Source organism: Roseivirga sp., assembly GCF_965216855.1.
Classification (GTDB): domain Bacteria; phylum Bacteroidota; class Bacteroidia; order Cytophagales; family Cyclobacteriaceae; genus Roseivirga.
Map to the genome: position 1 here is coordinate 332905 of NZ_OZ244204.1, position 26802 is coordinate 359706.

Sequence of the window (26802 nt, forward strand, 5' to 3'; positions counted from 1 at the left end):
TTCAATTAAAATAGCATCACTCCAAAGACCACTCAAATCAACTCAAACCGTCTCAGCACAAAATCAGTGATTCTTAGGCTCTAAAGACGGTTTACTGATTAAATTTCAAAGGACTTATTCATCCTTCAGAATATCTACCGGATTAATCAGGTAGGCTCTGATGCTATGAAATGCGGTTGTCAATAATACCACAAGACTGGCCAGACCTAAAGCTGTTCCAATTAAAAACAGCGGTAATTCTATTCTGTAAGCGAAGGAACTCAACCAATTGTCCATCCAGTAATAGATAACAGGTACACCCAGTAAGCCTGCCAACAGGAGCTTCCAGAGGTTGGTGATATTCAGTGTCTTTTGAATAGAGATGAAACCTGCTCCCAGAACTTTTCTGATACCCATTTCTTTCAGCCTGCGCTTTGCGGCATAGCCAGACATACCGAATAGTCCCAGTAAAGCCACAAAAGCAGCAATTATGGTCATGCTGTTGATCATGGAAATCATCAGATTTTCCTGCTTATACTGTGAGTTAATCTGATCTTGTAGGAAGAAATAGCGCATCTCTTCACCATCAGTAAGCCCCGCATAAGTCGATTTGATATAGTCGACCGTCTCAATCAAATTTTCACCAGTAAGCTTCACAATGATTACCCCAAAGGTCTCTTCCAGGGGCTTGAAGAGCGTTGGTTCGATAGGCTGTTTCTTAGACAAAAAGTGGAAATCACTCACCACTCCGACAATTCTCAGCTTGCTGTTTCCGGTATCAATGACTTTACCGACTGCCTCTTCATCTCCAAACATTTTTTGGGCGGCTGTCTCATTGATCATCACAATCTCTTTGTTGCCTTTATCCTCTGCAGTAAAGCTTCGCCCTGCCAATAAGTCCATGTCCAATGTCTTGAGGTAGTCTTCGTCCACATCGAAATTAAAGAAGTTAAAGTCGTAGTTATTGAAGCGCTGCAGGCCCATTACCCTGGTAGGCACTGAGGTGGTAAATGATGCAGATTTGATATAGGGATTTGAGAACAGTTCATTCTTGAATACATCTCCGTTTTTGGATGCGGGTTCAGAAAACATCTGAATCACCACCTGATTCTCATTATCGAAGCCCAGGTTCTCATTCTGCATAAAGCGCATTTGCTTGTTAGCAGTGAACGTTACGCTCACCAACACCATAAAAACCATCAACTGGAAAACCGTAATACCGTTGATAAACTTCTGTGATTTGAACCTTCCTGTTCCTCCCTTTAGAGTAGTCACAGCATTGACCTTACTACTTAACCAGGCCGGATAAACTCCGGAAATTACTGAAAGCAAAAGGCTGAAGAGTAAGCTGAATACCAATAGATCGGGACGAGCTGTGAGGTTCACCTCCAACTGTCTGTCCAGAAGTATTTCTAATTGCGGCACTGTTACCTCAACCAATACGACAGCCAGGATGTAGGCCATTAGCACATAGATCATGGATTCCGCTATGAATTGAAAGAACAACTGAGCTTTTCCCGCTCCTACTACTCTCCTTACGCCTACTTCTTTCAGGCGCTCAAGCGATTGAGAAAGTGAAAGGCTCACATAGTTGAATAGTGCACAACAAAGAATAAAAATGGCTACTGCTGTGAATATGAGAATATACTGTCTATCGGTTTGTGAGTTAATGGAGTCGCTGACATCCAGCGCAAAGTGTACATCCGTCAAAGGCTGTAGACTCAGCTCCTTTTGTTCTGCTACGGCATTCTTCTCAAATAACTCATTCAACTTTGCTTGCACATCGGAAACTAATGCGCCCGGGGTTAACAGAAAGTAAGTTTGGTCGAAGTAACTACTGTTCCAGCTTGAAAAACTATCTTCTGATCTCCATGAATTCAGTCCTTTATAGGAACCAATCATATCTGCCTTCAGGGAATTGGTTTCAGGTAAGTTTTTGAAGACTCCGGTTACTCTGAATGAATTACCTCTATACTTAATAGTTTTCCCTATGGCTGCCTGATTGGAACCAAAATGTAGTTCGGCCGCAGCCTGAGACATCAGAATGGCGTTTTGATCGGCCAGACCTTCATTGCCGGATAAAATTTCCAGGTCAAAGAATTCAAAGAACCCATCTTCTACGGCAAGGCTATTAAACACTGCAGAAGAATCAGCCTGGCTTCCAGGGATGATCACACTCTTATTCCAACCTTCAATACGGCTATAGGCCATAATCTCAGGAATCTCTTCTGCCGAGGCAGGCGCCAAGGCCGCTGTTAGCCCTCCTACTTTCTCTGACTGTCCATCGTAGGTCTCCGTAAGCACGACACGATAAACCTGATCGGCTTTCTCATGAAACTTGTCATAAGACAGTTCATTATTCAGAAAGAGGATAATGACAAAAAACGATGCCAACCCTACACTCAGCCCCAAAATGTTCAAGGTCGCATAGAGCTTGTTTCTCTTGATATTTCTAAAGGCTACTTTCAAATAGTTTTTGATCATGATGAAAAGATTTTAGATACAGGATTAGGTTTCTACTTAGCGGTAGTTAATACTATTCGTCTTTTAAAATATCTATTGGGTTAATATTGGAGACTGAAACACCTCTTATTCCAACTATTATAAAGTTCAGTATACAAGTGACTGCGAAGGCCATGAAGCCAAAGCTCAATCCAAGCTCAATCTTATTTGGATAATTCTTTATCATTTCACCTACCAAGTAATAACCTAATGGTACGGCTATGAGTAGCGAGATAAGGTTCACCAAAAGGAATGGCTTGGCAATCGACCACTGTAATTGAAAAAATCTAGCACCCAAGACTTTTCTTACCCCTATCTCCTTTAGTCTATTACTGATACTGAAAGCCAACATAGCCAGTAGTCCGAACAAGGATACAAATACTGTCAACAATGTAGAGCCATTAATAATACTTACTACCCTGCTAACACGGTGAAACTTCTTGTTATACGCTTCATCCAGCCATGTATATTTCATCAAACCTTCCTCATCGTGACGCAGATATACACCTTCTACCCTTTTAAGGGCTTCCAAATTATTCAATCTGACCAAAAGATGGTGAGCCTGATCTCTCCTGGGCCAGATGATCAGGTTACGTATATTAGACATGGAACCATCGGAGTAAAAGTTATCTACCACCCCGATTACCCGCTTGTTAAATCCAGATATTGTAATCTGGGAATTCACAGGTTCATTGAGACCTAAGGCATCTACCAATTTCTGATTGATTAAAACGCTCTCTGAAAAATCAGTAGAGATATTGGGGTTAAAATTTCGACCTGCTTGCATTTTAATATCCATGACAGGCACGAAATTTTCATCGGTTTGTAATCTTGTAACACTCTTTAACTCTTTCCCGCCAAATACTACATCGCTAAAGCCATCGGCTGAACTGGGAAGCGGGCCGAAAGTTACTCCTGCAACTCCGGGCAGAGCTCTTAAGTCATTCATCAGTCTGTGCGCATTACCCCGTAACGGACCGGGTAAACTAATTGAGATCACCTGATCTTTGTCAAAGCCCAAATCGAAAGTAGTATAGTGCCGCACTTGTGCATTGAGTATAAGTATTACAGTAATCAGCAGTGCGGAAAGCGTAAACTGTATACCCAGGAGAATTTTAAAGAGCGAAATTCGCTTTCCTCCCTGAACCAATTTACTTTTTAGTACTCTGGCAGGGCGAAATCTCGACATAAATATCGCTGGATATATTCCCGCGACAAGACCACAAGTCAGAGCATAACCAAACAATAACCCGAGCAAATGGAAAGAAGAAAAGTCTAATTCCAATTGAATTCCCATAACCCTTGAAACAGAAGGTAATATAAGTTCAACTCCTATAAGAGCTACTAACAGACTAACAAAAGCAAAAGCAATTGACTCGGTTAGGAACTGGAATATCAGTTGCATTGGGCTTGCACCATTTACTTTACGTACACTTACCTCTTTAGATCGCTGAATAGCCCGTGAAGTAGCCATATTCACATAATTGGCTAAGGCAATGAGGAGGAGAATGATCGCCAAAGAGGAACAAATTACGATCACCCTTTTGTCGGCTCCGAGACCTTGAGTTCGATTATTTAATGCGGCTCCACTCATACTCCAGTTCCAATAGCTTTCTCCGAAAGGGAATAAATCGGCTGTTCCATTGCTATACCAACCTTTGGGATTATTGTCAGAGTAGAGTGATATTAGATTCGTCTTTAAGTTTTCCTTATTCGTTTCTTCATTAAGGCGCAAATAGATGAAGTTTGTATTGGAATTCCAGTTGATCAAGCTTTCTTCATCGGTGGTAGCTTTCAGGGGAAGAATCAGGTGTGGCTGAAATTGAGAGTTATTCGGAAAGTCCATTAGAACGGCACCTACCTTAAATTGACCAAGCTCCTTCAGTTTTAACGTTTGCCCAATAGCATTTTCTACTCCGAAGTATTTCATGGCTAACTCTCTTGAGATTACAATACTCCTGGCATCGGCCAATGCCTTTCTGGCATCTCCATGCTTTGAATCGAAAGTGAATACATCGAAGAATGAAGGCTGAAAAGTATAAAATGGCTCTGTCAGGAAATTACCTTCCTTATCTAACACATCAATGCTTCCTACTCCTGTACCAGTCACTGTAACAGCATCAACTCCGGGTATTTGTGCTTCTATTGCCTGCCCGAAAACAGGTGGCAGAAATTGATTAAAGAAATCTCTGTTTCTTTCTGTATACCTCATACGTAACATGTAGATATCATCTATATCATCATGAAACTGATCATAAGAAAGTTCATAGTTGACATAAAGACTGACAATGATAAACCCCAACATTGCTACAGCCAACCCTAAAAAATTAGTAAAGCTATACAGCTTGTTTCTTAAGAAACTTCTGAAGATGATTTTCAAATAATTACTAATCATGTCTGCTATGGTAAAATCTTCTATCTGCTAGTTTTGACCTGAAATTTCAACTATCAACTGATTTATTCATTTCTTAAAGATTCTACCGGATTAGTACTAGCGGTTCTCAGAGTCACTACTGAAATAATGAGGAATGCGACTATAAAGGTAATGGCCAAAGGCCAGGCAAACAGCCATGGCGTTATTCCTATTCGGTAGCTATAGTCTTGCAGGAACTGCTCAATTACATAGTAGGCTACCGGTATAGAGATAATGATCGACAGCATGAGCATAGAACTTACGCCTCTGTTGAGCATCAGAAGCAAGCCTGAAACGGTTGCACCCAGTACTTTCCTGATGGAGACTTCTTTCTTTCTCTCACTGGCTGATAAACCAACCAGTCCAACCAGCCCCATAATTGAAATGACAATGGCTAGTCCGGAAGCATAGCTCAGAGTCTTCGACCAAAGTGATTCTTTCTGATAGAGGTTTCTATTGTATTCGTCTACGAATGTGTAATTGAATGGCTCAAAAGGTAATACCTGAGACCAGACGGTTTCGAGGTCGGAAAGTGTTTCCGAAAGCTTATTCTCCTGATATCGGATATAGATGTTATTGAGTTGAAAGGCTCTTCCCGGTCTTGTATCAGCCATGAGCATAGCAGAATTCATTTTAGACAGAGCCGAAAACACCTGGAAATCATTCATGACCCCAACCACCCTGTATTGATTGTCAATTAGCTTACCTATCGGATCTTCTTCATTCAACAGGCTTGCTGCAGATTGATTAATAAGGACATTGATGATGGGTGATTCAGCATCTTCACTCACCTGATCGATGGCTGTGAAATTTGAGCCCTCGAGTAATTCAATCTGCATCGTGCTCAAATAACCTAAATCGGCATTTCCCTGAACCACAAATACCCTATTTCCCTCGGCATCCTGCAAGCTGATGGCCTCATTAAGACTTCCCACGGCACCAACAGAAAGGATGTTGGGACTCTTGTTCAACTCGTTTTTAATCTGCTGTGAAACTTGTTTCGAATTACCTCCGGGGATCTCAAGCTTAATCAGGTTCCGATCGTTGTACCCCTTCTCTTTATCAATCAAATGCTCATGTTGCTGGTTGACACCAAATGCCACAGTGATAAAGACAAAGGCAGCTAAAAACTGTAAGGTGACCATAGACCTTGTTAACCATTTCTTCTGGTTCACTTTAGTCTGTCCACGAAAAACATTGACCACCTTAAGTCTTGACAGGAAAACTGATGGGTATATCACTGATAACAGACAGATAATCAACACTATGGTAAAGCAAACAATCAACAAGGCAGGATCACCCAGCAGATGATAACTGAAAGGTCGCTTCACCAGACTCTCAAATCCAGGCTGGGCCACTTCGGCCAGAATAATTCCAAGTATAAAGGACAGTATGCTAATCAAAAGGGCTTCGGTTAAAAACTGCAGCACCAGATTTTTCCTACTTGCTCCAATGGTTTTTCTTACTCCTACCTCTTTAGATCTACTGAGGGAGTTGACAATAGATAATGTTGAAAAGTTGAAGCTGGCAATGATAAGAATCAAAAGGGCTATTCCGGAAAGCAGGTATGGCTGATTGGCTTCTGATTCTTTCTTGAACTGAAGGTGAGCCTCTTTCAATGGAATAAGTCCGTTGCTCTCATTCTTTAAGGCAGCTGACATCTGATCGTCACTGGCATTCTTGCGTGTCCTGACCTCCGTCATCTTTTGAGCCACCTGTTCTGTCCTGGCCTGATCATCCAGCATAACATAAGCGGTTACCGGTGTAATGAGCCAGAAGTTTCTGGTCCATTCATCCACCACTGTTTTCAGCCTGGTCCATGACATGGCCATATTAAAGTTGAAGGAGGAGTTGGAAGGGTGATCTTCAATAACTGCCGTAACGATATACCTTTCAAACTCTCCTCTCAGCTTGATGACCAGTTCTTTTCCTGCTGCCCGGGTATTGCCGAAGTACTTCATGGCTGTACTTCTGGTGATAATCAATGATTCAAGTTCAGAGACTTTACTGTCCAAAGCACCATCCAGCACCTCAAAATCAAACATGCTATAAAGTCCCTTATCAGTAAAGAGAATTCCTTTTTCATCGAAAAGGTCCTGCCCCACCTGTACCACTCCGCCATCTTTTCGCAATCTGGCAAAGTTGATTACCTCGGGAATTTCGTTGAAGTAGGCTTCGGCTTCCGGATAAGAAACACCAGGCATAATGACCTCCTCACCCTGACGCATCGATATCCTTGTCAGTCGATAGATGGACTCGGTATTCTCGTGATAGCTATCGAAAGTGAACTCATCTTTCACATACATGGAGATGAGCAAACAACTGGCAATACCTACGGCCAGCCCAGTTATGTTGATCAAAGCATAGCCTTTATGCCTGAACAGATTTCTAAAGCCGGACTTTAAGTAATTCTTGATCATCTCGTTAGTTTATGGTTTCAATACCTTCCCTATTCAGTGCTTTCATCATGCCTTATTCATCTTTTAAGAAATCAACCGTTTTAGACTGATAGGCTCTGAATACCTGGCTATACATAACAGGTAAGATTATAGCAGCTGTTATCAGAATGACGAAGATGTATGGACCACTTCCGACATTAATTCTGTAAGAGAATTGTTCAAGCCATCGGGTGACCCACCAATAAGATAATGGGATACCTAAAAGGACACTCAATAATAAAAAACGACTACTGCTCTTATTAATGACAGCATTCAAATCAAGAATGCCAGCCCCCAAGACCTTGCGAATGCTTATCTCCTTTAATCTTCTCTTAATGGCATAACTGGTTGAACCCAGAATCCCCAGAAATGAAATCAAAAGGGCTATACCTGTAAAAATCTGCATGAGGTATCTCACCACCTTTTCTGCACTGTACACCTTATCATATTCATCATCGAAAAACTTATATTGAATTTGAGAACTACCTGTTACTGTTTCATACCTGTGAGATATATCATTTACTGCTGCCTGCACCTGCTCGGTCTTTAGCCTTAACATAAGCCAACCAAAACCATCTTGTTCAAAGAGGGTAATGGCCAAAGGCTTGATTATTTCTTTTTTGGATTCAGCATGAAAATCTGCAATAACTCCTACAATCTCCCTACCATTGAACTCCTTGCCTATCGGCTCCTCAAGTCCCAATGACTCTACAGCTGTTTCGTTAAGAAGAACATATCGGTTATGATGTTCTTCTTTACTTAGCCTTCTTCCCTCAACAATCTCGAGTTTCAACACATCGACAATGGCAGCATCAGCCATATACTCAATAAAGTTAAGTTGCTCTTCACTCGCATAGCTCATCCTTGATTTTTCCAGGGGGTATGAAATTGAGATAGCCGCACTTTCAACAAAAGGGCTTTTCAGCATGGATGCCTTTAATTCTTCCTTTTTAAAAATTGCCTCATTAGTATTAGTGAAGACCATTAGCACCTGTTCCTTGTTGAAACCCAGCTTGTCATTCTGAACAAAAGCCAGTTGTTGATTGACTAACAGTGTAGCTGCAAAAAGAAAGATAAAGATGGTGGTTTGAACGGCATTAATCAGAGAGATAAAAGTACTCCTGCCAAAAAGGGAGGAAGCGCCTAAGGACTTAAAATCACTAATCTGCTTCTTTGAGGCCACTAAAGCAGGATAGAGTACAGAAAGGAAAGACAATAGAAGAATAGCAACAAACCCTCCAATGAGAACCGATAAATTGTCAACAATTCCAGCCCCAATATCTTTGTTCATTACCAATTCCAATTGAGGCACAAATACCTCCATCATAATGATGGCCATAATAAAGGCTAACGAAGTCAGCAATACAGACTCAAAGAAATAGTGAACTATTAGGTTAAACCGACTGGCTCCAACAGTGCGTTTTACCCCAATTTCCTTAATACGCTCAACCGACTGCGATAGAGTCAGCGAACAATAGTTGGCCAATGAGGCAAATAAGATCACCAATGCAATGGCTGTAAATATTCTCAAATTGGATTCATCTGTCTTACCATAAAAATGATCTGACACACTTAGATCGAAATGGGCTTCGGAAAATGGTTGAAATTCGAAATACTCTGGTGCTCTTGTATAGGTAATGCGTTCGTCATTGTCCACCGTTATCTCTCTGGCGATTTCCGCTTTACGTTCGTCACTTACACCGTCTCGAAAGAGCACGACATTATGAATATTGTTATTACCCCAAAGCTGCAGAAAGTTTGGTTTTCCTTCTTCCCAACGATACTGACCCCTCAAAGAAGTAAGGCAATCAAACCTTAAAGACGAATTTTTAGGAACATCTTCAACAACCGCTCTTACTATGTATTGCTCATTCGATTTGCCGAAAACATAACTTCCTACCGCAAACCTACTGTCTCCAAAGAGTGCTTCAGCCTTAGATTCAGAAACTACCAGAGCTGATACTTCCGTATCAAAATCAGGAATCTGACCATACTTAAGTTCGAAGTCGAATATCTTCAGAAAATTCCGATCAACACTATATTGACGCAGTGGTAACAGATTAAGCTTAGAACCAGTTGAATCGGAAGACACCTCTAATTTGCCGGAAGGCCAATATCTGCTAAACCTCTCTATTTCGGTATATCGGGGTGCAAACTCTTCCAATACCGGTCCGGATGTTCGAGTAGACTTTTCTTCAAAACCATCACGCTGTGTCACCAGTAAAAGGTGCTCAATATTGTCCAGCCTACTATGAAAATGATCAAATGACCTCTCTTTCTTTACATATAAGAATATGATGAGAACTGAGGCAAAACCTACAGATAAGCCAAACAGATTGATAAAACTGTAAGCCCTGTTCTTTACAAGCCTTCTTATTGCCAGTTTAAGGTTATGCCTGATCATTCTGTATTCATTTCGTTAAATAATGCTTACTCGTTTCTTAATGAATTGACGGGATTAATGGATGCTGCTCTAAAGGCTATTATGGAGACGGTAATCCAGCTAATGAATAATGCTCCTACAATTACTCCTCCGAGTAGCCAAATATCCAGTTCAACTTTATAGGTGAAGCTATCGAGCCACTGTCCCATCAGACTGTAAGCAATTGGTGCCATAAGAACCAATGCCAAAAGTGGCAAGCCAAGCGACTGCCTGGTAAACAGTGTCAGGATTTGCCTGAGTGAAGCACCCAAAACCTTTCTCACACCAATGGCCTTAACCGATCTCTGTGCATTGATTGAAGTAATTCCGTATAGGCCCAGACAGGAAATCAAAATGGCAATGAAGCCAAATACCCTGGCCAGGTCTTTGATCAGCAGCTCATTCTTGTACATGCTTTGATGAGAGTCTGCCATAAATTGGTAGTCAAAAATATAGCCCGGCATAAACTCAGCATAGGTATCTTCCAATACATCTAATGCCCTGGCCTCTTGTCCCGGAGTAGCCCTAACTGTTACATACTCTGTATTGCCCACCCAATTCATAATAATGAGAGGGTCGATTTCTTCATAGACTGAGTTGAGGTAGAAGTCTTTCACCACACCAATAATCCTGGCATCGTACCCCCAAAACTTAACAATCTTTCCTATGGGGTCTTCCATGTGCATGCCTTTAATCGCTGCTTCATTCAGAATGATCGAAACGGAGTCTGTTTTAAGATCACGCGAGAAATTCCTTCCTTCAACGATTTCCAGATTCATGGCCGGAATAAAATCCTGCTCCGTAAAGAATAGCTTAAAGTTGGTTTTATCAGTTTCCGGGTTTCTTCCCTCCCAGGTGGGATCGCCTGTATTGGTCTGAATATTAATGGGCATTTGCCCTATACTGGTTACAGCAGTAATGCTCGGGTCTTTGAGTAATTCAGCTCTGAAGTTCTCGTAGTTTTCAATCAGGCCATAATCGTTCTGAAGAACAATAATACCCTCCTTATCGACATTCCGATCATTATTGAAGATAAAGTCAATTTGTTGGCTGATGATGAGTGTTGCAAAAATGAGGAAACCAGCTACCAGAAACTGAAACACAACCAGGCCTTTTCTGATCATGGCCCCTATGCCGCCTGCACCCTTCATATCCAGCTTACCTTTCAGGGCTTGCGTGGTTTTAAAACCGGATAGTACTACGGCCGGATAAAGCCCTGCAATCAACGTGGTAGTGATAGCCAGGCCAACAATGGAAATCAAGAGTCGGGGTTCCAACCAGTTGAGTTGAATGCTCTTACCTGTCAGGTTATTGAAATAAGGCATAAGTATTTCAACCAATATGACTCCCATGGTAATGGCTGAAACTACGATAAGACCAGATTCAATAAGAAACTCCCGGATCAGGGCCAGCTTACCTGCTCCTACCACTTTTCTTACTCCTACTTCCTTAGATCGCTTGAATGACTCTGCAATGGAAAGGTTAATAAAGTTGATGCAGGCAATGAAAATAATAAAGACAGCCACTACTGTGAACAGTCTTACATACTCAATACGCCCACCGGCCAATTGTCCATTTTCATAATCGCCATATAGGTATAACTCATCGAGTGGCTTGAGGAACTGTGAGCGATTATTGCCTTCCTGATTTCTTCGGTTCAGGTCTTCAATCTTCTTATTCAATTCCGGAATAGAGGCATTTTCAGTCACTGTGAGATATACCTCCATGGCCCCGTTGCCCCATCCCATAGTCCAGGAATTTCTATCTACCCAGGACTGCATGGACAAGGCATAGGCAAACTGAAAACGGGAGTTCTTAGGTGGGTCCTGAACTACCCCTCTCACTATTCCATCCAGTCTGTTATCGAGCTTAACGGTCTCTCCTGTTACATTGGTTCTACCAAATAATTTGAGTGCCAGACTTTCTGTCAACACTACGTCATTCCTGGTGGCCAGTGTTTCATCAGTCAATTGACCATCAATGAAGGGGAAACTGAAAATTTGAAAGAATTCCTCATCAGCATAAATACCATTGTCTTTGAAGCGCTTTTCTCCCACACTTAACTGAACAGTAGGATTGTAATTGATTCGGGCTACTTTCTCTATTTCCGGATAGTCCGCTTCCAAGGCACTTTTGATAATCCCGCTCTGGTCATTTCCTGTGCCTATTTCACCGTTAGGGAAATGGTAATGGCTCCAGACGGCATAGATATTCTCTTTGTTCTGATGGAAGCTTTCAAACTGTAACTCATCATCTACCCACAGGAAAATGAAAAGGCTGGTGGTTACTCCGACCATCAAACCCAGAATATTGATCAGTGTGAATTCCTTTCTCTTGATCAGTTTGCGAAAAGCCGTCTTAATGTTCCTTTTCATATGCTTGAATTATTCGTCTCTTAATGAATCAACAGGGTTACTGTTGGCTGTTTTGAATGATTGTATTGATATCGTTAGTGTAGCTATTCCAAAAGTGATAGCCGCAGGTATCAGGAAGACGAGAACTCCCAGATTGATTTTGTTGGAAAAATTATCCAGCCAGTTAGAGGCCAGGTAGTAGGAAACCGGAATAGTGACGAAGAGTGACAGCAATACCAATTTAGAAAAGCCTGCATTGAGCAAAATCACCAATTGTTTCACCGAAGCACCTAATACCTTTCTGACCCCAATTTCTTTTTGTCTTTGTAAGGCTGACTGATGTGCCAGTCCAAATAATCCAAGACAACTGATCATAATGGCAAGTACTGTAGAATAGGTAATAATGGTTTTCCATCTCTCCTCTTCTGCAAAAGCTGATTGATTGGATTCATCCTGAAAGGTTAATTGTATAGGCTCATAAGGCTCTATACTTCTCCAGGCGGCCTCTATATCAGCCTTAATTTCAGTGATATACTCCGGGTGAACCTTAATGCTCAACTGACGGAGCGGGATGACCGAAGAAGCCTGAAAAGCAAGGGGTGTTACTTCATTTCTGGCATTTCCAAAAACAAAATCCTGTACTACCCCCACAATTCTGGACTGCGGGTTTCCTCTTCCATCACCCAGAATTTGGTTGATTGCCTCACTTCTTTCTACTCCTATTTTTTTCAGGAAGGCTTCATTGACCAGTATGTTATTGAGGGTATCGGTACTAGTGGCATAAGTATCTCTGTTTTCCCGTAACTGACGACCTTCTAACAGTGCCACATCTATCATATCGAGGTAACCCTGTTCCTGAGACGTCTCAATGGTAAAAAGTCTGATATCGTTGTAGGTTACCTCTGAGCCTCTGCCATACCCGGAGCCCATGATCATTTGTGAGATCTTTGGGTTAGAAGCCAGTTCATTCTTTAACAGCTGCCCGTTAGCATCATCTTTGATGTTAACCACAACCAGATTACTGTCATCATATCCCAGGTCATAGTTGACCAGATATGAGATTTGTTTATTCATGGTGATGACCCCTACGACCAGAATACCAGCCAACGAGAATTGTAGTAGAACCAGGGCCTTGGAAACATATTGTTTGCCTTGCATTTTGACCCTGCCGTTGAGGCTAGCAATGGCTGAAAATCGGGAAATAATCATACTTGGATAAGCTCCGGCCACCAATGCGGTAAGCATGACCAACAAAAAGCAGGCAACAATCAAGGTAGGATCGCTTAATACATTAGCAGTGAATTGTTTATTGACCAACCCTCCGAATACAGGCAACAGCATCTCGGCCATCAATAGTCCAACCACAAAAGCAATGGTAGAGATATAAAGTGCTTCGCTCAGGAACTGAAAGGCTACCTGTTTTTTTCTCGCTCCCAATACTTTACGCACTCCTATTTCCTTAGCTCTTGGAAGCGACCTGGCTACAGACAGGTTGGCAAAATTGATGCAGGCCAAAAGGAGAATGATGACTGCTATAATGGATAATACATAAGAATAGTTAGAGTCGCTTGCCTCCTTGATACCCGGAGAGCCTGAGTCAAATTTTTCTGCCAGGTGCATGGCTGTGAGGGGCTGAAGTGAGGTAACAATTCCTTTGACCCAATCGCCTCCTTCATCATCACTCAGGTCCATATTGTCTTTATAGGACTTGATCTTCTCGTTCACTACTTCAGGGTCAGTTCCATCGATCAACTGAACGAATGAGGTAACGCCAATGCTCTGCCAGGGGAATTTATAAACACCTCCAAGGGCAACATTTTTCTCCCATGGGAAGATAAACTGCACATCAAGCGAGGTGTTAGAGGGCAGGTCTTCAATAACGGCATCGACTATATACTGCTCAATTTTACCACTCAGCTGCAGGGTTAATTCTCTTCCTGCCACATCTACTTCGCCAAAATATTTAATGGCATTGGATCGGGTAATAACCACGGTATTGAGGTCTTGCAAAGCACTACCTAATGCTCCTGAAAGAGCTTCAAACTGAAATATGTCAAAGAATGAAGGGTCTGCATACACACCTCCAAACTGGCGGATATAATCGTCATCCTTTTTGGCCAGGATGGTGGCATTATCCATTCTGACGAAGTTTATTATTTCAGGAATGCTCTCCGCATACTCCTTAGCCTCTATGGCATTTGTAGCTGATATAGGTGATAGTTCTCCGCCAAATTCAATCTCAGAAACTATGCGATAGGTATTGTCAGCATGTTGGTGATAAAGATCGTAAGTGACTTCATCCTTTACGTACATGAAAATGAGCAAACAGCAGGCAATGCCTACAGCTAAACCGGTAATATTTATAAAGCTATAGCCTTTGTGTTTGACCACATTCCTTAAAGCGATTTTAATGTAGTTTCTGAGCATAACTTTTGAGTTTGTGGTTCCCTTTTCTAATTATCGTTTCTAAGTACCTCAACCGGATTAATCTTTGTTTTCCAGTAACTCTGCACACTGAGTAACAGTATGGACCCCAGAGTTACCATCAGTATGGCAATGGCATAGAACTGAAAAAGCGAATCTATTCTGTAGGAGAAATCAGCCAGCCATTGTGATATCAACCAGTAACTAACCGGCACTGAAACCACCAGTGCAATAACGATCAGATAGAAGAACTTGGAATTCATAATAACGATCAGGTTCAGGGCTTTTGCTCCAAGAACTTTCCTGATCCCTAATTCCTTTTCTCTCAATTGATTCTCGAAGGTGGCCAATGCGAATAGCCCCAGAAAAGAAACAATCACCAGAATGGCGGTGAGGTAATCGAAAATGCTTACCAGTCGCTCTTCCTTTTGAAATGAGTCAGAGAAGTAATTCTCAAGCGGTGTCAATTCAATCGTTGCGGTTGGATTCAGTGGAGCAAGTGCCACTTCAATCTGTGCCTTTACCTTTTCCAGATCACCGGCTTTACAACTGATCTGAATATTGCTGATGTTGTCCTTACCATATTGAATGGCAGCCGGCCCAATCTTGCTACGGGCAGACCAATAATGGAAATCTTTCAGCACTCCCCTAACCACCATGTTATTACCTAATTTCTTGCCTATAGGATCTTCAAAACCCAGGGCTTCAGCTGCCGCCTCGTTGATCAAAATTGCATTTTCCAACTCTGCTGCATCCAGGTTGTCAAAACCTTCACCTTGCACTAACTCTATTTCCAAAAGGTCATTGAAATCCTTTTCAGCAAAACCATAGAACATGGTCATTGACGGATAGTCTTCTGTTTCTTTCAGAAAAAATATAGAGTTCAACCTTGGTAATGGGGAACCAGCCATATCGCTGATATTGGGTATAGCTTCAAGTGCTGTCTTTACCTCCTGAAACTTGTCATATAGTCCTATATCTGTCAGACTCAAATTGACAATACTCTCTGTATTGTAACCCATATCCTTATTGATCAGGTAATTGGCCTGACCTCTGATGATTAATGCGGCAGATAACAAGCCTGAACAAACCATAAACTGTAAGACCACCAGAAACTTTCGGGTAAGGTTACGGCCATTCTGTGGCATGGAGCCATGCAACAGATTAGCGAGGCGCATTGAAGAAATGGTAATAGCAGGATAAATACCTGAAACCAATGTGACTAGTAATAACAGGCCTACAGGAATAATCAATATATCCGGCTCGGAAAAGAGACTGAACTCCAGGCTTTTGCCAATCATGTTATTGATAGCGGGTAACATAATTTCAAGACCAATCACCGCAATTATCAATGCAATGGTTGCTATGAAGAGTGTCTCCATCATATTCTCCAGAATGAGATTTGCTCTCCCTGCTCCTATAATCTTTCTCACCACAATACTCTTGACACGGGCAATAGATTTAGCCATGGTAAGATTAACATAGTTGAAACAGGAGACAGTAAGCATTAAAACACCAATAATGGTGAAGATGTAGATGTACTTTCTTTGGCCTCCAAACATGTTGGTATCATTATTACGCATGGTATTACCATCCATGTACATCTCAGAGAACCTGGCAAAATCATAGCCGCTGGTAAATTCTTCAAAGTCTTCATCAGATCCGTAAGCCTCTTTGTGGGTAGATAGAACCGAGATGACCTCTTCTTTAAGCTTCTCTACTGTTACACCCTGGTCAAGCAGGAAATAGTTCAACCCCACTCCTGTTCTCCAGTTGTCTGCATAGCCTTTATAAGGTTCAACCTCCTTATTGATTGGCAGAAGAAAGTCGAACCTCATGTGCGAGTTAGAGGGAATCTCCTTCAATACACCGGTAATCAGAAACTCCTGGTCAAGGTCATCGGTCTTGAGTCGAATGCTTTGTCCAACCGCATTCTGGTTTGGCCAATGCCTGTCGGCTATTTCTTTGGAGATCACTATTCCTGAAGGATCGCTTAAAGCTGTAGCTTCATTACCAACCTCTAATCCAAAATCGAAAATATTGAAGAAAGACTGTTGGGTCCAGAAAATTCCATCCGTCTCAAACTCCTGATTATCGAAGGTATAGTTGCCTTGTGTAGCATTGCTGATATTCACGGCATCGAGCACGTAGGGGCTATTTTCAACCATGGCCTCAGTAAGGAGGTAGGTTGGAAACATATTGATTCGCATTCCTCCCCCTGTTTCCATTTTAATGGTAGACATATAGATATTGTCTGCATTTTCATGCCATTGATCATGAGTGAGTTCATCTCTTACAAAAAGGGCAGTGATGAGAAAGCAGAACATGCCCAGCGTTAGTCCGAACAAGCTAATGCTGGAAAGGAGAAAATCCTTTCTGAATGACCTGATAAAAGTTTTGACCTGATTCATTGTTGTGATCTTAGTTTTTACTGAGTGTTTTGAATTATTCGTATCGTAAGGCTTTTATTGGATTGGAGACAGCTGCCCTAATAGACTGATAAGAAACCGTAAGCATTGCGACCAGAAAAGTGGTTAATCCGGAAGCCAGGAAGAAATACCAGCTCAAATCAATTCTATAGGCAAAAGCTGCCAGCCACTGGTCCATGAAATAGTAGGCTATGGGCCACCCAATGACATTTGCTACTAAGATGATCTTAAGATATTCCTGAGATAAGAGCATCACAATTTTGCTTACATCTGCTCCCAAGACTTTTCTGATTCCAATTTCCTTTGTTCTTTTCTCCGCCAGGTAAGAGGCTAATCCAAACAGTCCCAAACAGCCTATGGCAATGGCCAGAGAGGTGAAGGACAGGATAATCTCTCCCAGTTGACGCTCTTTATCGTACAGGGCTCTTACAGATTCATCCACAAACTGTAAGTCGAAGGGTCTTTGTGGTACAAACTGTGACCAGACCTCTTCCATACCTGCCTTCACCTGATCGATGCGACTCATATTAACACGCACGAACATCAATGACTTATAGTCCTGTGGACCTGTGTATACAGCCATTGGTTCAATCTCTTTGTGCAGGCTGGTGAGGTGGAAGTCTTCAACCACCCCCACGATAGTCCCCATCATAGATTCATCCAGCCCAAAACGCTTTCCGATTGCTTCTTCAGGAGTCATGTCTAAAGATTCTACTCCGGTTCTGTTCATGAGATAGTAAACTGTGGTATCCCAATCCGAATGGTTTTGAAATGATCCACCGGCAATCAATTCCATACCGAAGGTCTCCAGAAAATCTACATCACCATACATCCCTCTGAATGACACCTGAGCATCTTTAGGTCTGCCTTCCAGCACAGATCCCCAGCCGGAAACTACATTGGTAATAAGATTATTGGAAGCCGTTACCGACTCTACCCCTGTGATATTGCCAAAACCGTCCTTCATCGATTCATAAGCTCTTCGGGTAGGTCCATCAGACAATGGCAGGTACACCAGCTGACTCTGGTCATAGCCTACCTCTTTATGCTGTACATACTTCAGCTGATTGTAGATGACCAGCGTACCGGTGATCAGGAAAACAGATACGCAAAACTGTATGGTGACCAGTACCCTGCGAAACATATTTCCTCCCTTTTGACTGAAAGAGCTTTTCAGCACTTTAGAAGGCTGAAATGATGAGAGGAAGCTGGCAGGATAACTTCCCGCAATGAGACTTACCAGAAATACTATAGACAGCAAGCTCGGTATAAGATACTGATCACCTAACAAATCAATATTGAGTGTGGTATCGGCCATCGAATTGAAGAAGGGCAATAGTAATTCGGCCATAACTACCCCAAGCACTACTGCCAGAAGTGTGACCATGAAAGTTTCACCATAGAACTGCCAGATTAGCTGGCTGCGATAAGCCCCCATGACCTTTCTTACTCCAACTTCCTTGGCTCTTTTTTCAGACTTGGCCGTACTGAGGTTGATGTAATTGATACAGGCTATCAATAGAATAAATACAGCAATGGCCACCAGTGAATACAGCAGATTGGCTGAGATCTTCTCCGGATAATCACTGCCTTTTGTTGTATCAAAGTGCATGGCTTTAATAGGTTGAATTTCAAAAGCCATGGCAATACCCTGTGTCTTAAATTCTTCTCCTACCTCTTCCTCAATCAGGTGATTCAGTTTACTCAGGTAAGTATTGGCTGCCGCTTCATTGGCCACCTTCACATAAGTGAAAAAGTTCATTGGGAACCATCTTTCAGAAGGTGGATTACCTATAGTACCCATCGACATAATGAAGTCAAATGCCAATGAGGTTTTACCGGGGAAATCGCGAATTACACCGGTCACCATCGACTCATCATTGTTGATGGTGAGGGTTGTACCAACGATTCCGTTGCTTTTACCAAAGTATTTCAACGCTGTTTGCTCAGTCATCACCACAGCATTGGGGTTATCCAGAGCGGTGGATGGATTTCCCTCGATAAACTCATGCTCAAAAACCTTAAAATAGCTGGTATCGGCAAAGTAAACTTCAGTCTCTATAAACTGCTTGTCTTTATACTCAACCAACAATTCGCGACCTACGGACCAATCGTAGATGTAAGTCATTTCTTCAACCTCAGGAAAATTGGCCTGGGAAACGGCTCTTATTCTGGCAGGTGTAACAGCTATTTTCTCCGTATTACCGCTTGTGGTAAAGGAACTGGTTAACCTGTAAATGCGATTGGCCTCAGGATAGAATGCCTCATAAGAAGCCTCTGCCTTCACATAAAGCATGATAATGATACAGGCCATAATACCCACAGACAGTCCTGCTATATTGATCAGGGAGTGCGTTTTCTGTCGCCTTAATGAGCGAAGTGCTATGTTGATGTAGTTTCTAAGCATGGCTAATACCTTTTGAGTTTTTGATTTTGACTTATTCTGTTCTTAGTGCTTTGACCGGATTCGCTCTGGCAGACCTCAGAGAGTGGTAGGATGTGGTAACCAGGCTGACGATTAACATTCCGGCCAATGGAATCATGAAATACACCAAATTCATATCGAAGTGATATGGGAACTGATCTATCCAACCTTGCATCAACCAGTAAGATACCGGAATGGCTATTAGTGAAGAGATCAATATCAACTGAGTCACAGATTGATTCAATAACCATAACAAATGCGGAATTGAAGCTCCCAGTACTTTTCTGATACCTATTTCTTTTACTTTCTGCTCTACCATGTATATAGACAAACCGAACAGTCCAAGAGCAGCAATGAACAAAGCCAGCAAACTGAATGAGCTGAAGATGGTAGACTGCTTCTTTTCTCTTTCCAGTTCGGCTTCAAAATCCTGATCTACAAAGCTGTATTCAAAGGGGTATTCATCTGAAAATGACTGAAACTGCGTATCTATGGCTGCCAAAGTAGAGGATACATTCGCAGTATTCAGTCTGATCACTGCAAAATCGAAGTTTCCTTCAGAGGGAATAAACATGGCGGGTACCAGTTCTTTTTTAGGGCTTTGCAGTGCGAAGTCACTAATAACTCCTAAAACCTGAAGTGAATGACCATTCTCACCTCCTCCCAGCAAACCTTTACCTAATGGTTCATTCCAGTTAAATGCTCTGGCTGCAGCCTCATTGATCAATGCCCTTTGTTTACCCGATATATTGTCTTTGTTTCCAAAACTTAAGCCGGCTTTGATGTCCAGACCAAGGTCTTCGACAAACGAAGATTCCACATTGATCAGGGCGATAGGTTGCTCTTCCTCCATGCCCTCAACAGCGGCCATGATAGTGAACATTCCCTGAGTAAGCTTATGGGTTGAACCGGTTACAGATTGAACACCTGGCAGGCGCATTACCTCTGTCTTGAATTCGGTGTAGCTGGCTTTGAGATCAGCGTCCTTCAATGGAACAGTAATCAGCTGGTCAGACTGAAAACCCTTTTCATAATCCAGCAAATAGTTGAATTGAGTAGATACCACCAGGGTCACGGCCAACAGGCCGATGCAGATAATAAACTGAAAGCTTACCAGGAACTTGCGGAAAAGCATTCCTCCTTTACCTGTGGTTACCTTGCCTTTCAGTACTTCGGTAGCCTTAAAGCCTGATAGAACCAAAGCGGGGTAGATTCCGGCCAACAGCCCCAATATCAGGAACGCACCCAGGAACAGCAACAGGTTTCCGGTAGACCAATAAGCAACATCTAGTGATTTACCTAAAAATGAATTGAGGGAGGGTAGCATAAATTCTACCAGACATATAGCCAAAATCATGGAAATGGCCGACACCATAAGCGACTCAGCAAAGAACTGTGTCATAATGGAGTTTCTGGTTCCTCCGATACTCTTTCTTACCCCTACTTCCTTCGCCCTGCGTGTATAACCGGCAGTAGACATGTTCATGTAGTTAATGACTGCCACCAGAAGAATAATAACTGCTATCATAAAGAACAGGTTGGCATATTGCCTTTCGCCAGACCTTCCGAATGAAGGGGCTTCCAGCTCACTGAAGTAAACATCTCCCAAGGGTTCCAGAGTGGCCTTCTGGTCTCTCCAGTGATCAGCCAGTGCGGCTTCTATCCTGGGTTCAACCTGTTTGAAATCTACTTCCGGGCTATTAAGAATAACATAAGTAGAGAACGCACTCATATTCCATTGGAAGAAGCTTTTGTGTTCTTCCTTGGGAAAGTATTGAAGAAGATTCTGATAGGCTTTCTCAACGTTTTCGAATGCTGTGATGTAATGAAAATTGAAAATCGTATTGGTAGGTAGTTTGTAAACAGCCGCTACCTGAAAATCTCCGAATTCAGAAATATTTATAGTCTTCCCCGTTACTCCTTCGGTAGTACCGAATAGCTTTATGGCTTCATCTGTTGAGATGGCTACATCGGCAGGGCCAAGCCTTACCTCGGAGAACAGACCATCCTCCATGGTGAAGTCAACATGCTTGAAAAAACTTGAGTCGGTCAGATAGACCGTTGGGATCAAGAACTGCTTGTTGTCATAGGTCACTACTTTACCACCGGTAGCTCCAATTCTGAAAGCCTCTTCAACCTCGGGTAATTCTTCTACCAAAACCTGTGCTACGGCTCCCTCCAGGCTTTTGCTGTATTCAACTTTTCCATCAGATGTATCCTTTTTTACCAGTCTATACATTCTGTCGGTATCCTCATGGAACTCATCGTAACTGAACTCATCCTCCACATAGAGGCTGAGCATAATAAAACAAGCTACTCCCACAGCCAGGCCTACTATATTAATCAGGCTGTGAGTCCTGTTTCGCAGGAGAGATCGAAATGATGTTTTGAATAAGCTTTTTAACATGTTGAGTATGGATACAGGTTTGTAGTCTTACTATTTCAGAAGATATATTGAGTACATCTTCTATCAATGGCTTTCCAAGCAATATGCCAAAGTTATTTCATTGATTTTCAATTCATTACACTTGAATGGAAATTAATTGGTATTCGCTCACGAACTTTACCGTCCGCTGACGGACGGCAAAGTCGTGGAAAGGTTCTAGTCTTTCCATTGCGCCAGAAACTCTCTAATCTCATTGCTCATTCTCAAAAGATTGTCCTTATCATCAATCAAATGGCCCTGGTGTTCAAAATGAATGTAGTCCAGATTGAGTCCCATACTCTTCGCTTTTTTGGCAAATGGCAAAGCGTTGATATCATATGGGATTTGAGTATCCTTTCCACCACTGAATATAAGCATGGGGTTGAGTTCACTACTTATCTGCTCCAGTGGAGAAGCAGAACGATATAACTCGGGCTTCTCCTCAGGTGTACCTCCCATCTCTCCCGGCAGGCCGGTCATCCGTTGTAACTTAGCCTGTTCAACCCAATCGGCAGCTCCATTAATGGCAATACCTCCCGGAAAAAGGTCAGAGTGTGTCATGTAATAATAAACCATGGTGGCGCCATGACTATGTCCTACCGGTATAAGTCTATTGAAATCCACTGGTATTTTACCATCGAACTGGTCGATCAAAGCCTTTGTATCTTCAAGTTGATACGCGCCATAGCCTTCACCCAGTCTTTCAGAATTCACCCCTCTGGTATTCAGCAGCATAATACCAAAACCTTCTTCTAAAAGCGGAAAAACCAATTGATTCAGAAAATACCCCATATCAGGGTATCTGTCGCCATAGCCACCGTAATTCATCAATATGGTTGGGAATTCCCCACCCTCAAAATCATCCGGATAATACAAAAAGGCCTGACGGTCTTTTCCTTTCATATCCTGATAGGTAAGAATTTCATATTGATTATCGGCCAGAGGATTCTCAGCCACAAAGGAAACTATCAGGTCTTTATCTCCCTGATTCGGATTGTATCTAAGCAAAGACTTAGGGCTCACACCGCTTTCTTCAGTAAAGAAGAAATCTCCATTGATATAGCTCAGCAGCTGAAGATTTCCACTTCCTCTGAGCTCACTCAGGGTATTTAGAGACTCGTCCAGTATGGAATAGGTTTTACCCGAAGCATCCAGACTGAGCACCTTGTAATGATCACCCTCAAAACCCAGAAGATACAAACCGTTCCGAAGGCTTAAGCCCTCAATATTTAGTTCCTTACTGTCGCTATGGTAAGTTGCCACGTAAGCAGAGCCATCCATATTCCTGAGCGAAATTCGGCCGTCATTAGAAAAACTGAGATTAGAGTAAAATGTATTATCCATAGTAGGTGAAGACACCATCTCTGAATCGTCTTCCAAATTCAGTAAATGAAGCTGATTATGATACTGTTCATTATAGAATTGATAGCTGGTAAAGGCAAGCCATTGACCATCAGAAGAAAGAGTCATATTAGCTACATCACCATCGACTTCCAGTAGCTTCATTGCTCCCCTGGCCTTAAGGTCGAGACGGTAAAGACTGAAGTTCTTGTCTGTATCGCGATTTTGAGCAGAAAAATATAGAGCATCATCTGCCACTGCGACCTGATTAATTCTATAATACCGGAATAGCCCAAAATTCTCAGGCAGATCAATTTGATCAGTTGTACCTGATGCCACGGAGTATAAATAGAAGTCCCCTCCTTTTTCATAAATAAAGACCTCTCCACTACGGTTCCAGGACCTGAGTATTGTGTTTTCACTTTGTGCAAGCCCACTATCTAATAAAACCGGTTCGCTATTGCTTTCAACCGACTTTAAGAATAAGTGATCATTGTTTTCGAGGTAAATCAGGTGACTGGCATCCGCATTGAGCTGAAAACCGGACAAGCTCTGAGCCTTGGACCAACAGGGAATAATCAATAGAATAAGTAGCGATAGTTTTTTGTACATCATGAGTTATTTAAAAATCAGTCATGCCTGTTGCCAAGGACTATACCAAACACAAAATACAGACTATCAACGACTTATGTATTTAAGTAAGCTCTAACCTATTCGCTCACGAACTTTACCGTCCGCTGACGGACGGTAGTATTTGTGTATATTCCGAAAGTAGAATTGATTTGCAATGAAGACATGATTGGTCAGTCCCTGTAAAGAAAAGGTTGGTTTGGTACAAAAGGCTGAACGAACACATGCAGCCATCTTTTCAAAAAAAGAGGAATGGATAGTGTCAGGCTGGCCCTGGAACAGATTAACAATTCAAAACACTCAAAATGAAAACCGGTAAAATACTCATCATAGACGACAATGAGGATCTTCTCAAAGCGGCCAGAATATTTTTGAAAAGGCACTTTGCACAAATTGATCTGGAGAAAGACCCTACCCTTATCCCGGATTTGCTGAAGAATGACTCTTATGATGTTATTCTTCTGGACATGAACTTTACCCAGGATGTCAATTCTGGTCAGGAGGGCTTTCACTGGCTGGACAAAATTCTTGAAATCGATCCATCGGCAGTAGTTGTTTTGATTACAGCTTTCGGGTCAGTCGATATGGCCGTAAGAGCCATAAAGGCTGGCGCAACAGACTTTGTGATGAAGCCCTGGGAAAATGAAAAGCTATTGGCCACCCTCCTTTCAGCCATTAAACTCAGGTCTTCCAAGACTGAACTACAGCTATTGAAAGACCAGCAGGAACTCATGCGTGAGGAGCTTGATCATAAGTTCAAAGATATCATTGGGCAGTCACAGGCGATGATCAAGGTTTTTGATACCATTGACCGGGTAGCAGGAACAGATGCCAATGTATTGGTGCTGGGAGAAAACGGTACCGGCAAAGAACTGATTGCCAGGGCCATTCATAGAAACAGTAATAGAGCAGATAAGCCTTTTGTTACTGTAGATCTAGGGGCAATTACTGAAACCTTATTCGAATCAGAGCTATTTGGTCATGTGCGTGGTGCTTTCACCGATGCCAAGACAGACAGAGCCGGACGTTTCGAGGTGGCCAATGGAGGAACCCTTTTCCTGGATGAAATCGGCAACCTTTCTCCTTCCCTTCAAGCCAAACTACTGACGGCACTGCAAAACAAAAGAATCTCGCGCGTAGGCTCCAACAAAGTACTCGATGTAGACATCCGCCTGATTTGTGCTACTAACATGCCTCTTTATGAAATGGTACAGAAGGGTGAATTCCGGCAGGATTTGCTTTATAGAATCAATACCATTGAAGTAGCTCTTCCCTCCCTAAAGGAAAGACATGAAGATATTCGTCTCCTGGCAGAACACTATCTGGAGCAATTTGCGCGCAAATACAATAAAGACATTTATAAGTTTTCTGAGGCCACCATTAAGCGGTTAGAAAAGTATCACTGGCCCGGTAATGTTCGGGAACTACAACATGCCGTGGAGCGTGCGGTTATCATGAGTCGGGATAATATTCTTCAGCCTGAAGACTTTTTCTTTAACGCTTCCCAACAACCGAAAGACCAGAGCGAAATCAACCTGGACCAGTACAACCTGGAAGATGTGGAAAGAATACTGATCAGAAAGGTGCTTGCCAAGCACAATGGTAATATCACTCATGCTGCTCAGGAGTTAGGCCTTACGCGATCATCACTTTACCGTAGATTAGAGAAATATGGGCTTTAATCGTTTTCGCTTATTCGTACTGCTCCGCGTTGTCGTTCTCTTTATCACGGTTTCTGCCTTCGTATACCTGGTTTTCTTTGATGAAAAATATGTAACCACTGTGGTGACGGGCTTCCTGATCATCTTTGAAGTCTTTGAACTATTCAACTACATAGAGAGCACCAATAAGAAACTCAGGCGATTCTTCGATGCCATCAAATACAATGACTTTAACATGAGTTTCACCCATGACAATAAGCTGGGTAAGACATTCAAAGAGCTGAATATGGCTTTCAAAGAGGTAATTGATGCCATTTTACTGGAGCGTCAGAAGCGCGAAGAGTTCTTTCAGGAATTACAGGTTGTGGTAGAAAACATTGCTTCCGGTATTGTCTCAATCGATGATGACAACAAGGTAAAGTTTATTAACCGCTCGGCATTGAACCTATTGAACCTGAACAATGACAGGAACATTTCCATTAACAGAACCTATCCGGAAATCAGGGAAATATTGAAGGAATTGGGAAGCCTTCCGAGAATTATCTATAAGACACAAAATGGTAAAGAGTTGGCCGTATTCATTACCCGCTACAAGTTGGGGTCAGAATCATTCCGCCTGCTGGCTTTCCAGGACATTAAGGCTGAACTTCAATCAAGAGAGTTGGAAGCCTGGCAAAACCTGACCAAGGTACTTCGCCATGAAATTATGAACTCCATTGCCCCAATCTCCTCTCTTACCTCTACCCTGAAGGAAGTAATTGCAGAAGATGTACAAAGAAAGCCTGATGCCAATGTAATTTCAGATGACAGTCTGGAAGACCTGGAGGAAGGCTTGCGTACCATTTCAGGGCGTTCGGATGGACTAATCAACTTCATCAATGCCTATCGGGACTACACCAATTTACCCGAGCCTAATCTTCAGGACCGTGATGTAAATCAGGTTGTAGAGCGATCAGTGGCGCTAATGAAAAGCGAGTTTGAAGGAAATCAACTCAAACTAAAATTACTCAGACAACAAACTGTAGTATCTCTTGATGACCAATTGATTGAACAGGTATTGATCAACCTCATCAAAAATGCCAGAGAAGCAGTAGAGAATCAACCCGATGCCTTAGTAGAAATTCAGGTTGACTACAAAGATGGACAGACCTCTGTTTCGGTAAAAGACAACGGTCCGGGAATTACAGAAGAAGCCAAGGAGAAAATATTTATGCCTTTCTACTCCACCAAGAAAAGAGGTTCCGGTATTGGACTTAGCCTCTCCAAACAGATTATGCAATTGCATGGCGGAGATTTAAGGGTGGAAAGTGAGATTGGTAAAGGGGCTTGTTTTGTTTTGTGTTTTCAGTAAATCAAAGC

The 26802-nt window shown here is 42.3% G+C and carries 12 protein-coding genes; 2 read left to right on the top strand and 10 right to left on the bottom strand.

The features are described from left to right. Window positions 1–114: 114 nt before the first annotated feature. The 10 genes from ACOOEY_RS01460 to ACOOEY_RS01505 all read right to left on the bottom strand — a co-directional run bounded on the left by ACOOEY_RS01460 (window position 115) and on the right by ACOOEY_RS01505 (window position 23767). Window positions 115–2463 carry an ABC transporter permease gene (locus ACOOEY_RS01460; RefSeq protein ID WP_420386889.1) on the bottom strand — a complete coding sequence of 783 codons (2349 nt, stop codon included), beginning with the start codon at window positions 2461–2463 and terminating at the stop codon, window positions 115–117. A gap of 52 nt (window positions 2464–2515) precedes the next feature. Further along, a complete protein-coding gene (locus ACOOEY_RS01465; RefSeq protein WP_420386890.1) occupies window positions 2516–4876 on the bottom strand; it encodes an ABC transporter permease in 2361 nt (786 codons plus the stop codon). A gap of 62 nt (window positions 4877–4938) precedes the next feature. After that, window positions 4939–7314 carry an ABC transporter permease gene (locus ACOOEY_RS01470; RefSeq protein WP_420386891.1) on the bottom strand — a complete coding sequence of 792 codons (2376 nt, stop codon included), beginning with the start codon at window positions 7312–7314 and terminating at the stop codon, window positions 4939–4941. A gap of 52 nt (window positions 7315–7366) precedes the next feature. Continuing rightward, window positions 7367–9736 (bottom strand): ABC transporter permease, encoded by a 2370-nt coding sequence (locus ACOOEY_RS01475; RefSeq protein WP_420386892.1) that lies wholly within the window; start codon window positions 9734–9736, stop codon window positions 7367–7369. A 26-nt stretch (window positions 9737–9762) separates the two neighbouring features. Further along, on the bottom strand, window positions 9763–12129 hold the full coding sequence (locus ACOOEY_RS01480) for an ABC transporter permease (protein WP_420386893.1): 2367 nt from the start codon (window positions 12127–12129) through the stop codon (window positions 9763–9765). Between the two features lie 9 nt (window positions 12130–12138). After that, on the bottom strand, window positions 12139–14535 hold the full coding sequence (locus ACOOEY_RS01485; RefSeq protein WP_420386894.1) for an FtsX-like permease family protein: 2397 nt from the start codon (window positions 14533–14535) through the stop codon (window positions 12139–12141). 26 nt (window positions 14536–14561) lie between these two features. After that, window positions 14562–16943 (bottom strand): ABC transporter permease, encoded by a 2382-nt coding sequence (locus ACOOEY_RS01490; protein WP_420386895.1) that lies wholly within the window; start codon window positions 16941–16943, stop codon window positions 14562–14564. Window positions 16944–16977: 34 nt separating this feature from the next. After that, entirely contained in the window at window positions 16978–19368 is a 2391-nt protein-coding gene (locus tag ACOOEY_RS01495) for an FtsX-like permease family protein (protein ID WP_420386896.1), read from the bottom strand. Between the two features lie 31 nt (window positions 19369–19399). Further along, window positions 19400–21793, bottom strand: coding sequence for an ABC transporter permease (locus ACOOEY_RS01500; protein ID WP_420386897.1), 2394 nt, complete (start codon window positions 21791–21793; stop codon window positions 19400–19402). A 195-nt stretch (window positions 21794–21988) separates the two neighbouring features. After that, on the bottom strand, window positions 21989–23767 hold the full coding sequence (locus tag ACOOEY_RS01505; RefSeq protein WP_420386898.1) for a prolyl oligopeptidase family serine peptidase: 1779 nt from the start codon (window positions 23765–23767) through the stop codon (window positions 21989–21991). A gap of 320 nt (window positions 23768–24087) precedes the next feature. On the opposite strand from ACOOEY_RS01505, the gene ACOOEY_RS01510 reads away from it, so the two are divergent. Both ACOOEY_RS01510 and ACOOEY_RS01515 read left to right on the top strand, forming a co-directional pair. Beyond that, window positions 24088–25464, top strand: a complete 1377-nt coding sequence (locus ACOOEY_RS01510) for a sigma-54-dependent transcriptional regulator (protein WP_420386899.1) — start codon at window positions 24088–24090, stop codon at window positions 25462–25464. Then, window positions 25454–26794 (top strand): sensor histidine kinase, encoded by a 1341-nt coding sequence (locus tag ACOOEY_RS01515; protein ID WP_420386900.1) that lies wholly within the window; start codon window positions 25454–25456, stop codon window positions 26792–26794. The genes ACOOEY_RS01510 and ACOOEY_RS01515 overlap by 11 nt, the downstream gene beginning before the upstream one ends. The last annotated feature ends 8 nt before the right edge of the window (window positions 26795–26802 follow it).

Bases quoted from the DNA above. Each gene is read 5' to 3' on its own strand.
- ACOOEY_RS01470 (WP_420386891.1), bottom strand. From the start codon at position 7,314: ATGATCAAGAATTACTTAAAGTCCGGCTTTAGAAATCTGTTCAGGCAT.
- ACOOEY_RS01485 (WP_420386894.1), bottom strand. From the start codon at position 14,535: ATGCTCAGAAACTACATTAAAATCGCTTTAAGGAATGTGGTCAAACAC.
- ACOOEY_RS01475 (WP_420386892.1), bottom strand. From the start codon at position 9,736: ATGATCAGGCATAACCTTAAACTGGCAATAAGAAGGCTTGTAAAGAAC.
- ACOOEY_RS01505 (WP_420386898.1), bottom strand. From the start codon at position 23,767: ATGATGTACAAAAAACTATCGCTACTTATTCTATTGATTATTCCCTGT.
- ACOOEY_RS01490 (WP_420386895.1), bottom strand. From the start codon at position 16,943: ATGAATCAGGTCAAAACTTTTATCAGGTCATTCAGAAAGGATTTTCTC.
- ACOOEY_RS01495 (WP_420386896.1), bottom strand. From the start codon at position 19,368: ATGCTTAGAAACTACATCAACATAGCACTTCGCTCATTAAGGCGACAG.
- ACOOEY_RS01500 (WP_420386897.1), bottom strand. From the start codon at position 21,793: ATGTTAAAAAGCTTATTCAAAACATCATTTCGATCTCTCCTGCGAAAC.
- ACOOEY_RS01510 (WP_420386899.1), top strand. From the start codon at position 24,088: ATGAAAACCGGTAAAATACTCATCATAGACGACAATGAGGATCTTCTC.
- ACOOEY_RS01460 (WP_420386889.1), bottom strand. From the start codon at position 2,463: ATGATCAAAAACTATTTGAAAGTAGCCTTTAGAAATATCAAGAGAAAC.
- ACOOEY_RS01515 (WP_420386900.1), top strand. From the start codon at position 25,454: ATGGGCTTTAATCGTTTTCGCTTATTCGTACTGCTCCGCGTTGTCGTT.
- ACOOEY_RS01465 (WP_420386890.1), bottom strand. From the start codon at position 4,876: ATGATTAGTAATTATTTGAAAATCATCTTCAGAAGTTTCTTAAGAAAC.
- ACOOEY_RS01480 (WP_420386893.1), bottom strand. From the start codon at position 12,129: ATGAAAAGGAACATTAAGACGGCTTTTCGCAAACTGATCAAGAGAAAG.